We start from the raw sequence: 10,394 nt of genomic DNA, 5'->3' as shown, positions 1-10,394 counted from the left end.
CCCTAAAGTTGTCCCCTAAATAATTTGGCTTTCCCCCTAAATTATTTGGTTACCCTTTTTCTTTTTTACTATTTAATATTTTCAACAATATGTCTTGCGACTAAGATACCATTTGCACCAGCTTGGGCAAGTCCTCTTGTAAGACCAGCACCATCACCAGCAACATATAAATCATCAATTTCAGATTCAAAACCATCTCTTACTTTTGGTCTTGCTGAATAGAATTTTGCTTCTACACCATATAATAAAGTATGTTCATTAGCGATACCTGGTGTTACATTATCTAACGCTTCAATCATTTCAATAATTGATTTCATTGTATTGTATGGTAACACAAGTCCTAAGTCTCCAGGTACTGCTTCTGGTAAAGTAGGCTCTGTATATCCTTCTTTTAATCTCTTATATGTTGTTCTTCTTCCTCGTTTGATATCTCCATATCTTTGAACAATAACTGAACCATTTGATAATTTATTCGCTAATCTTGATATTTCATGGGCAAATTCATTTGGTTCATTGAATGGTTCACTAAATGTATGAGATACAAGTAAAGCAAAGTTTGTATTTTTACTTCCAAGTTTTGGATCATGATAAGCATGTCCATTCGCAAGCATTGTTCCACTATGGTTTTCAATAACAACATGACCACTAGGATTTGAACAGAAAGTTCTTACTTTTGTTCCTACTGAAGTATTGTAAACAAATTTACCTTCATATAAGTTCTTATTAATTTCTTCCATAACAATATTGCTTGTTTCTACACGAACACCAATATCTACTTGATTATTATAAAGTTTTAATCCTTGATTTGATAAAACTTTTGTAAGCCATGCTGAACCATCTCTACCTGGCGCTAAAACAACTTTTTTAGCGTGAATTGTTTGTCCATTTTCTAAAATAATTCCTGTTGCATGATGGTCTTCTACAAGAATATCTTGAACAGCTGTTTTAAATTGTAAATCCATATGTTGTTTTAATTCATTAGACATTTCTGTCATAATTCTTAAGTTTTCTTCTGTACCTAAATGTCTTACTTTTGCTCTTAAAAGTTTTAACCCAACAGCATATCCACGGTGTTCAATTTCTTTTACTTTATCTGTTGTTGGATCTGTAATTTCTTTAGTAGCTCCATGTTTTAAATAAAGGTTATCTACATAATGAATGACATCTTCTACTTCATCATTACTTAAGTAATCAGTTAACCAACCACCGAATTCACTTGTAATATTAAATTTACCATCAGAGTAAGCACCCGCTCCACCAAAACCATCAGTAATAGAACACGCTGGGATACATCCAGGTTCACGATCTTTATGAACTGGACATTGTTTGATCTTTTTATCTTTAATAGGACAATGTCTATTCATAACGTCATGTCCTTTATCTATAAGTAATACTTCTAATTCAGGATTTTTTAAATATAATTCGTAACATGTCATAATTCCTGCTGGACCTGCACCAACAACGATTACATCATAATTTTCTTTCACTTTTTTCTCCTTCATTTTCCAAAAATATCCAAACCTTTCACATTATAGACGACTCTTTCTTATATCGCAAGTATTTACATGTTTTTTTATTTCGCAAAATGTTTTTTTAAGAAATAATGTTATAATGAATAAAAATCATGTTTATTAGGAGGGAAATTTATGGATCTATTTACTAAAATAAAAAGTATAACTTCTTTTACAGAAAGTGAACAGATATTTATTCAATATATACTTGATCATCCTTATGATGTTATTCAACTTTCTTTACAACAACTAGCAAAAACAAGTTATGTTTCTATTTCAACGATTTACCGCGTCATGGAAAAACTAGATATTAATGGTTTAAATCAATTAAAACTACAAATATCTGAAAGTTTAAAAAATAATAAAGCTTCAAAAGACATAGATTATAATTATCCTTTCCAAAAAACAGATACTCATCATCAAATCATGACACAAATGTTATCACTCTATGAACAAACATTAAAAAACACTTTTAATCTTATTGATTTAGATGAACTCTTACATATTGTTCAAGCTTTAAAAAAAGCCAATAATATTTATATTTTCCCTTCTATTGGTAATTATTTTATGGCAGAATCTTTCCAACAAAGTATGTTAGAAATAGGTGTTAAGGTGGATGTGATTAAAGAAGCTTACTATCAACATTGGAATGTTCAACTTTGTAAAGAAGGCGATATTGTCATGCTTATTAGTTATGCTGGAAGAACACCCCAAATTAAAAATATTGTTCAAGAATTAAATCAAAAGAATATACCTATTATTTTGATTTCCTCAACCATTCATACACCGATTGATCAATTTGCGAAATATCATCTTTACTTTTCTTCTTATGAAGATTCCGAAGAAAAGATTGCTTCTTTCTCTTCAAGAATTTCTTTACAATATCTATTAGATTGTATCTATGCTTGTTATTTCAATAGAGATTATCAAAAGAATTTAGAATATAAAATTAAAAATTATATAGATTAAAGGAGCGATTTTTTCGCTCATCTATAATTTATGATATATAGGTTTCATCTTTTCAAAAGTACAATAGTATTCAAAACCTAATTCTTTTAATAATTCTTTAGCTTCATTAATATAAGCTCCTAAATGCTCAGGTTTATGACTATCACTACCAATCGTAATAATCTTTCCACCTAATTCTTTATAAAGCTTTAAAATATCTCTTGATGGTTGTGAATCTTTTAAACCATATCGATGACTTGAGGTATTGATTTCGATTCCTTTTCCGTCTTGAATTACAATTTCTAATATTTCTTGAATCATTGGTTTGATCTTTTCAAAAGGATACGGACCATTTTCATCATATCTTGAAATTAGATCTAAATGTCCTAAAACACTATAGTCTTTATAATGTTTAATCACATCTAATATTTCCTTATAATAACGTTCATTATATTCTTGTTGTGTTCTTCCTCTTTGAAAATCTTGTGTCCAAAATTCTTTATCTTCTACTTGATGACAAGATAAGATAATAAAATCAAAAGAATATCGATTAAAGAGTTTTTGATAAAGATCAATCGTATGCATTTGCATACCAAACTCCATACCTTGTTTAATAACAATTTCAGGATATTTCTTTTTCAATAATGCTATTTTTTCAAAATACTTTGGATAATCCACATTTGCAAGGGGCATCTTTTCCGGTTCACCTGGTCCACCTTTTCTATATAGCATCCCTCTTGGATCATCAAAATCTCTTTTAATACCATAATCTACATGATCTGTAAAACAAATTTCATCCATATTCATCTTGATTGCATCTTTAATAACATCTTCCATTAAATAATCAGAATCATCGCTAAATTCTGTGTGCACATGATAATCTGTAAACATTTAATCTGCCTCCTTCAAACATAAATACATCTGTCCTATTAACATATATTCTATCACATTATTTACTTTAATTAATTTAGGAATTTGATGTTGTGGCATCAATTCCTTTATTTTTTTCTCTAATACTTTAAAATCCGGTAATAATTCACTAAAGATTACAATCACTTCAGGTGCCACAAGATACATTGTAGTAAGAATAATTTTACTTACTATTTCCAATGTTCCTTCTGGTGTTTTAGAAAGTTCTTCTTGTTTTTGTGAAAATTCTAAAGGTAAATATGAAACTTCTCCTGCTAAATTGCAAAAACCTTCAATCAATTTACCATTAACAATAAGTCCTGCACCTGCTTTTAAAGAGATTGCTTGAAATAAGAAAAAGAGATTCTTATTTTCTAAATGTGTTGCATAATATCCAACTGCTGCTGTATTTATATCATTATATAATTTTATCGATTGCTTATAGCGTTGTTTCAATTTTTCTTCGATGTTTTCATTTTCAACACCACTTATATAAGTTGATGTAACCTTTCCTGCATCAACAATTCCTGGCAATGAAAGACTAATTGTAGAAAGTTTTGGATATTGAATGATAAGTGTATCCAACAAATCGTAAATATCTTGGATATGAATCTTATATTTAATAGTTTCATTTTGAAATAAAACTTTCCCTTGTACATAAATACGATAAGCAATATGAATACGTTCTTTATTTTTAAAAATTGTTAAACAAGCTATTTGTTGCTTATTCTTAATATCTAGCTTTAAGTCATTTTCTTTTTCTTGAACATGAATTATTTTTTTACTCTTTGAATTTTCAATCATCTTAAGCAATGTTCCTACATCATAACGAGCAAAAACAAGTGGAGGTATTTTCATAACAACTTGATCTTTTAAAATACTTTGAACTTGTGCATGTAAATAAGAAATTTGTGGTGCTAAGAAAATGAAATCAAATTGTTGACCAATTTGATAGAGCTGGTTATAACCTACCGCACTAACTTCTATTGTATTTTTTAGTAATTTGCTTGCCTTATTAATTTCTTGAGCAAAGTAACTTGTTGTTAAACCTCCACTACAACATAATAGAACTTTTGTTTTTGCTTCATAGTCTAGTTTTAATAAACATGTAATCATTTCATTAAATAAAGAAACTGCATGTTTAAGCGTATTCATTTGAAAATGTAAATAAAAATCAAGTTCTTTTCTTTTTTTAGAAGTGACTTTTAATTCAATAATATAATATAAATTAAAAGTCACTTCAGCAATACCATACGATGATTCTATTTGAACAATATCTTTATATTCTTTAATTCTATAATTTGGACTTTTTTGGAGACAAATCCATTTTTTAAAAATATCCATATATAAATCCTTATAAAATTCATCCAAAAGAATCATCCCCTTTATTATTTATTTCCTACAATTTCTAATGCTTTCTTTAAAACATTTGCCCCATTCATAAGCCCATAATCTTTCATATCAATGACTTCAATAGGTGTTTTATCTGTTGCTTTTTTTAGTTGTGGTAGACAATGTCTTACTTGAGGTCCTAACATGACAACATCCCAATCATTAATAGCTTTTTCAGCTTGAGTAAGTGGAAATGCTGCTACTTCAAGTTCTATTCCTTGATCTTTTGCTGCTCTTTCAATTTTAGATACCAACATGCTTGTTGACATTCCTGCATTACAAACTAACATTAATTTCATTTTTAAATTCCTCCTTCAACTACACACTTATTCTAACAAGTAAATAAATTGATTTCTTTTATGTAAAACATTTTGAAAAGTCTTTATCTTTTTCTTTTTAAAATAAATAGAAATTATGAAAAGTTCTTTTCAAACGCAAAAAAAGCCTCTCGGCTTTCTTTGATATATATAATTGGGAAGGGAATATGAAAAACTATTCATATTGTAAAAGATTGTTTTATCTTTTACATGTTTAATATACCCAGCTTTTATGAACTCTATGCAACTTTTTTGTGTCAAACATGTAAAGAATTATTGTGAATTATGTGATGATAATCTTAAGTTTTTATTCACATACTTTAGATGGAGGTGATTTTGTGTCTTTACTTTATAAAGAAGTAGATGATTTTGAAGCTTATGCTTATCATCAAAAACAATTTAAGAAAGTCACAAAGAAGGATTTACTAGGAAAATGGACTTTATTTTTCTTTTATCCTGCTGACTTTACTTTTGTCTGTCCTACTGAATTAGAAGATCTACAAGAAAAATATCAAGAATTTAAGAAAGTGAACTGTGAAATTTATGCCATTTCTACAGATACCCATTTTGCTCATAAGACATGGCATGATATTTCTGAAAACATTTCTAAAATAGAATATCCAATGATTGGCGATCCTACACATTCACTTACCTATGATTTTGATGTCTTTGATGAAAATGATGGTTTAGCTCAAAGAGGAAGTTTTATTATTGATCCTGAAGGTAAAATCGTTGTCTATGAAGTCAATGCTGGAAATGTTGGTAGAAATGCTGATGAACTTTTAAGACGTTTACATGCCTGTCAATTTGTATACGAACATGGAGATAATGTTTGTCCTGCTAAATGGAAATTAGGTGAAAAGACAATTCAAACATCTATTGAAAATGTTGGTAAATAGAAATAATATGATAAAATGATATTGAGGGGAGGAAATAAAGATGCTTATTGATAAGTTAAATATTATTTTAAATTCTAACGATGAATTTTCTCCTAAATATATTATTAGTTCATTTGTTAAAAATAACTTAAATGATATTCCAACTATGTCTATTGATGCAATTGCTCTTTCCTGTCATACATCAAAAAGTCAAATCTCTAAATATGTAAAATCTTTAGGTTATGAAACTATGAAAGATTTTAAAGATGCTTGTTTAGATAATATTTCTAGTATAGAAAGAACCAATAAAACCTTATTTTCATTACAGAATAGTATAGAAAAACAATTTTCATCTTTTACAAATCACATCATTGATGAATTACATTATACAATGAATCAAATTGATGAAATCAATTTATTAAAATTAGTAAATGATATAAAGAAAAGTAAACGTATCTTTGTTTATGGTCATGGTCATGCAAGAACTCTTTGTACCTATATTCAAAATGAACTTTCTGCAAAACAAAAAGAAACTATTATCTGTGATGTTGATTTTGAAAAAGAATATAATTTTCAAGATAGTGATCTTCTTTTACTCATTAGTATCAATGGAAATACGTTTTACTTTGATAAAAGAGTGGTGCATCATATTTTAAAGTGTTCAGTTAATACATGGCTGATTAGTTGTAAAGATAATATAAACTTTTCAAAGAACTATTTGTATATTCCAACATTAAATGATAAATATAATGATTATTTATTAAGACATATTCTTGATTTTATCTTGATGTATTAAGTTTCCATTTTGGAAACTTTTTTATTTAATTTATATATATTTTCTATAATACCTTTGTAATTAAAAGTAAAGGAGAAACAACAAATGGGATTTAGAAAAGATTTTTTATGGGGTGGTGCGACAGCCGCCAATCAATGTGAAGGTGGAGCAAATGAAGGAAACAGAGGTGTTGCTAATGTAGATCTTATGCCTTTAGGTGAAGATCGTTATTTAGTTGGTACTGGTAAAATGAAAATGTATGATTTTGATGATCAACATTTTTATCCAGCTTTAACTGCTGTTGATTTTTATCATCATTATAAAGAAGATATTGCTTTATTTGGTGAAATGGGATTTAAAACTTTTCGTTTATCTATTGCTTGGACACGTATTTTCCCAAATGGTAATGAAGAAAAACCAAATGAAGCTGGATTAAAATATTATGAAGATATTTTTAAAGAATGCCATAAATATGGTATTGAACCTCTTGTTACTATTAATCATTTTGATTGTCCAATGTATTTAATTAAAAAAATCGGTGGTTGGCGAAGTAGAGAAATGATTAATTATTTCTACAAGCTTTGTAAAACTTTATTTATTAGATACAAAGGATTAGTTAAATATTGGTTGACTTTTAATGAAATCAATATGATTTTACATTTTCCTTTTGTCGCTGCTGGTCTTTGTTTTGAAGAAGGTGAAAATGAAACACAAGCTATGATTACAGCTGTTCATCATCAACTTCTAGCAAGTGCCATGGCCACAAAACTTGCTCATGAAATAGATTCAAATAATCAAATTGGTTGTATGCTAGCTGCTGGTTCTTATTATCCTGAAACATGTAAACCAGAAGATTATTGGAAAGCAATTTGTGATAATCGAGAAGTCTATATGTTTGCAGATGTTCAAGCAAGAGGTTATTATCATAATTATGCATTAAAATGGCTTGAAGAAAGAAATGCATCTATTCCTTTTGTAAAAGGAGATAAAGAATTATTAAAAGAAAATACCGTGGATTTTGTAAGTTTCTCATATTATTCATCAAGAGTAAGTAGTAGTGATTTATCTAAAGGTCAACAATCAGAAAGTAATATTTTTGCTTCTGCTAAAAATCCTTATTTAAAAGAAAGTGATTGGGGTTGGGCTATTGATCCTTTAGGATTTAGAAGTACTCTTAATGAACTCTATGATCGTTATCAAAAACCATTATTTGTTGTAGAAAATGGTTTAGGATCCAACGATGTTTTAGAAAATGGATCAATTCATGATGATTATAGAATAGATTATTTAAGACAACATATTCAAGCAATGAAAGATGCTGTAGAAAAAGATGGTGTTAATTTATTAGGTTATACAACTTGGGGATGTATCGATTTAGTTTCTAATGGTACAGGCGAAGTTAAGAAAAGATATGGTTTTATTTATGTAGATAGAGATAATTTAGGAAATGGAACATATCAAAGAATTAAAAAAGATTCATTTTATTGGTATAAAAAAGTTATTGAAACAAATGGAGAAGATTTGTATTAAAAAAACAGCTAACGCTGTTTTTTTAAATATCTTTCTAAAAATGAATGTGCAAGAGAGCCTTGTTTGATTTCTTTTCTTGCTTCTTCAATTGAATACCAATGTGCCTCATCGACTTCATTTGTCAGTTTAAAATTTTCACTATCAACAATAACGGTATAATTATGCATTAAGGTATTAGATGGTTGATAGTATTCATTATCATTATATGTATAATCAATTACATTTAAATTGACTTCTTCTTTAATTTCTCTAATCAATGTTTCTTTCGCATTTTCACCTTTTGTAATATATCCAGCTACTAATACATTAAAATCTTTTCCATATTGTTTAATAAGCAAAATCTTATCTTTTGTAGGATTAAAGATAATTGTTGAAATAGCACTATTAAACATTGGAAAACGAAATTGTTTACAAGTTGGACAATAAGGTACAAGTCCATCTATCCCACATTCTTTTTCTATAAGTTTAGTTCCACATTCACTACAATATTTCATTATTTATCACCTACGCCATTATAACGTAAACAAATAACAACTAACAATATCAAATTTATTAGATGAAAGCATAAAGCAATGATAAAAACCATTTGATAACTCTGTGTAAAATCATATAAATATCCAATTAATGTTATGAACTGGCACTCCCTACATTTGTAAGAAAACCAATAACAGAATAAGTTCTTGCATAATTTTCATTTCCAAAGAAATAACGTGTTAACATTGGAATTCCTACAGCGCCAACAGAATAAATAGAACCAAACATCAATGAACCGATATAAAGTAAAAGCGTTTCTTGATGAATCACTCCCAAAAATGATAGAACTAAAGAAAGACAATTTGTTAGAATCATCATGATTACTGCTTTTATAGGACTTAATAAATCACTTAAAAATCCAATTAATAATTTAGTACTAATATTACCTATCATGGTAAATAACATGAAAGTTGCTCCTATCGTAGCTGATAAATGAATACTTACAGCAATACCTGATAGATGTTGAGAAATTCCTGTAATTGAAGTATGTAAGATAAGATCTTTATCAATCACCATTTTCTATCCCTCCGTTCCTTACACCTATATATTAGCAAACCCCTCTATTCTTAAATATAATAAAGAATTGCAAAAAAATTGCACATAAACCTGTACAAAAAAAGACTTCACTACTCAGCAAAGCCTTCTTCTAATAATTCTTTTTCAATCTTTTCTTCCTCAACACCATTTGTAGAAGAAAATAAAACTCTAAATAAATATCTCGCCATTGGTCCTACAATAAACAGTTGAACAGGTAAAGCCATCATAAAATTACGACAATATGTTATCAAATAATGAGGAATAAATTGACTATCAAAACCATAACTATGATATACACCTAAAATACTAGCAAGTGCCACTTGACTGATAATCGTAAATACTTGAATCATTAAAACAATAACAATTCCTCGATCTGTTGGCTGCACAACTTTAAAAGCAAAATACTTAGCAACTTTACTTGAAATAAAATAAGCACATAAAAAAAACAATCACAAACTCGATCCACATACTTTTTAAAACAATTAAAAAAGTACTATTGGTAAAAGATGATGTTGCAAGTACTGTATTGTAGAGTGTCATCACATAAACCATCATCCAAGCTGTAATAGCTGTAAAAACAATAGCTTCAAATTTTGTTTTGGGCATTTTTAATTCTTTTTTCATAAATGTCCTCCTAAAAAAATAAATGCCACCTCGCCCTCTGACAGTAGCAAGGTGACATTTAGTGTCTAGGTGTATTTTAGAGATATTTTATTTTAAAGACAAGAAAAAATATTTTTCTTGTGCATCTATCACAAAAAAACAATCAAGATTTATTTATGCTCTATGCACAACTGTGCTTTTTTTAATTGTTTCTTCAAAGAGATGATCTTTATAACTTTATAAACCAAAATTCCTAAAATAATCAAGCATAAACAACTTAATTGATTATATCCACCCCAATAATACTCATCAGTATTTCTAACAGGATAAATATCAATTTCTATACAAATCCAAATAAATGCTAATACTCCTGGTATATTGTAATTGACCCATCTGAGTAGTCATCTACAATATACATTCCTTTCTATCAATCTTATTTATCCGCGATTGATTACGTTTT

12 protein-coding genes are annotated in these 10,394 nt (G+C 28.3%); 4 read left to right on the top strand and 8 right to left on the bottom strand.

All coding sequences use genetic code 11. The annotated features are described in order from the left end of the window. Positions 1-68: 68 nt before the first annotated feature. Entirely contained in the window at positions 69-1,487 is a 1,419-nt protein-coding gene (locus LJD32_RS13790; RefSeq protein WP_227392673.1) for an NAD(P)/FAD-dependent oxidoreductase, read from the bottom strand. 159 nt (positions 1,488-1,646) lie between these two features. Here LJD32_RS13790 and LJD32_RS13785 point away from each other — a divergent pair, with 159 nt between their 5' ends. Further along, positions 1,647-2,480 carry a MurR/RpiR family transcriptional regulator gene (locus LJD32_RS13785; protein WP_227392672.1) on the top strand — a complete coding sequence of 278 codons (834 nt, stop codon included), beginning with the start codon at positions 1,647-1,649 and terminating at the stop codon, positions 2,478-2,480. A gap of 21 nt (positions 2,481-2,501) precedes the next feature. Here the strand turns inward: LJD32_RS13785 and LJD32_RS13780 are convergent, their stop codons facing one another. Genes LJD32_RS13780 through LJD32_RS13770 form a run of 3 tightly spaced genes read right to left on the bottom strand, consistent with a single transcriptional unit; the run spans position 2,502 to position 5,059 of the window. After that, positions 2,502-3,350 carry a histidinol-phosphatase HisJ family protein gene (locus LJD32_RS13780; protein WP_147580102.1) on the bottom strand — a complete coding sequence of 283 codons (849 nt, stop codon included), beginning with the start codon at positions 3,348-3,350 and terminating at the stop codon, positions 2,502-2,504. After that, positions 3,351-4,739, bottom strand: coding sequence for an ROK family protein (locus LJD32_RS13775; RefSeq protein WP_227392671.1), 1,389 nt, complete (start codon positions 4,737-4,739; stop codon positions 3,351-3,353). A 17-nt stretch (positions 4,740-4,756) separates the two neighbouring features. Next, on the bottom strand, positions 4,757-5,059 hold the full coding sequence (locus tag LJD32_RS13770; RefSeq protein ID WP_147580104.1) for a PTS sugar transporter subunit IIB: 303 nt from the start codon (positions 5,057-5,059) through the stop codon (positions 4,757-4,759). 356 nt (positions 5,060-5,415) lie between these two features. Between LJD32_RS13770 and ahpC the strand changes: the two genes are divergently transcribed. From ahpC to LJD32_RS13755, 3 genes are all read left to right on the top strand, one after another. After that, positions 5,416-5,976, top strand: coding sequence for an alkyl hydroperoxide reductase subunit C (gene ahpC, locus LJD32_RS13765; RefSeq protein WP_227392670.1), 561 nt, complete (start codon positions 5,416-5,418; stop codon positions 5,974-5,976). Between the two features lie 40 nt (positions 5,977-6,016). Next, a complete protein-coding gene (locus LJD32_RS13760; protein WP_227392669.1) occupies positions 6,017-6,751 on the top strand; it encodes a MurR/RpiR family transcriptional regulator in 735 nt (244 codons plus the stop codon). An 84-nt stretch (positions 6,752-6,835) separates the two neighbouring features. Continuing rightward, positions 6,836-8,260: a 6-phospho-beta-glucosidase gene (locus tag LJD32_RS13755; RefSeq protein ID WP_227392668.1), complete on the top strand. Its 1,425-nt coding sequence runs from the start codon at positions 6,836-6,838 to the stop codon at positions 8,258-8,260. Between the two features lie 8 nt (positions 8,261-8,268). Here the strand turns inward: LJD32_RS13755 and LJD32_RS13750 are convergent, their stop codons facing one another. The 4 genes from LJD32_RS13750 to LJD32_RS13735 form a co-directional block, all read right to left on the bottom strand. Then, positions 8,269-8,754: an NAD(+) diphosphatase gene (locus LJD32_RS13750; RefSeq protein WP_227392667.1), complete on the bottom strand. Its 486-nt coding sequence runs from the start codon at positions 8,752-8,754 to the stop codon at positions 8,269-8,271. Positions 8,755-8,887: 133 nt separating this feature from the next. Beyond that, positions 8,888-9,310 carry a hypothetical protein gene (locus LJD32_RS13745; RefSeq protein WP_227392666.1) on the bottom strand — a complete coding sequence of 141 codons (423 nt, stop codon included), beginning with the start codon at positions 9,308-9,310 and terminating at the stop codon, positions 8,888-8,890. A 110-nt stretch (positions 9,311-9,420) separates the two neighbouring features. Further along, positions 9,421-9,780 (bottom strand): DUF2798 domain-containing protein, encoded by a 360-nt coding sequence (locus LJD32_RS13740; RefSeq protein WP_227392665.1) that lies wholly within the window; start codon positions 9,778-9,780, stop codon positions 9,421-9,423. Then, positions 9,746-9,955 carry a hypothetical protein gene (locus LJD32_RS13735; protein ID WP_227392664.1) on the bottom strand — a complete coding sequence of 70 codons (210 nt, stop codon included), beginning with the start codon at positions 9,953-9,955 and terminating at the stop codon, positions 9,746-9,748. The genes LJD32_RS13740 and LJD32_RS13735 overlap by 35 nt, the downstream gene beginning before the upstream one ends. Positions 9,956-10,394 lie beyond the last annotated feature (439 nt).

The sequence above is a fragment of the Faecalibacillus sp. TM498 genome (assembly GCF_020589955.1).
Taxonomy (GTDB): Bacteria; Bacillota_I; Bacilli_A; order Erysipelotrichales; family Coprobacillaceae; genus Faecalibacillus; species Faecalibacillus intestinalis.
The sequence above is the reverse complement of the archived record's forward strand: the minus strand, read 5'-3'. Positions and strand labels throughout refer to the sequence as shown.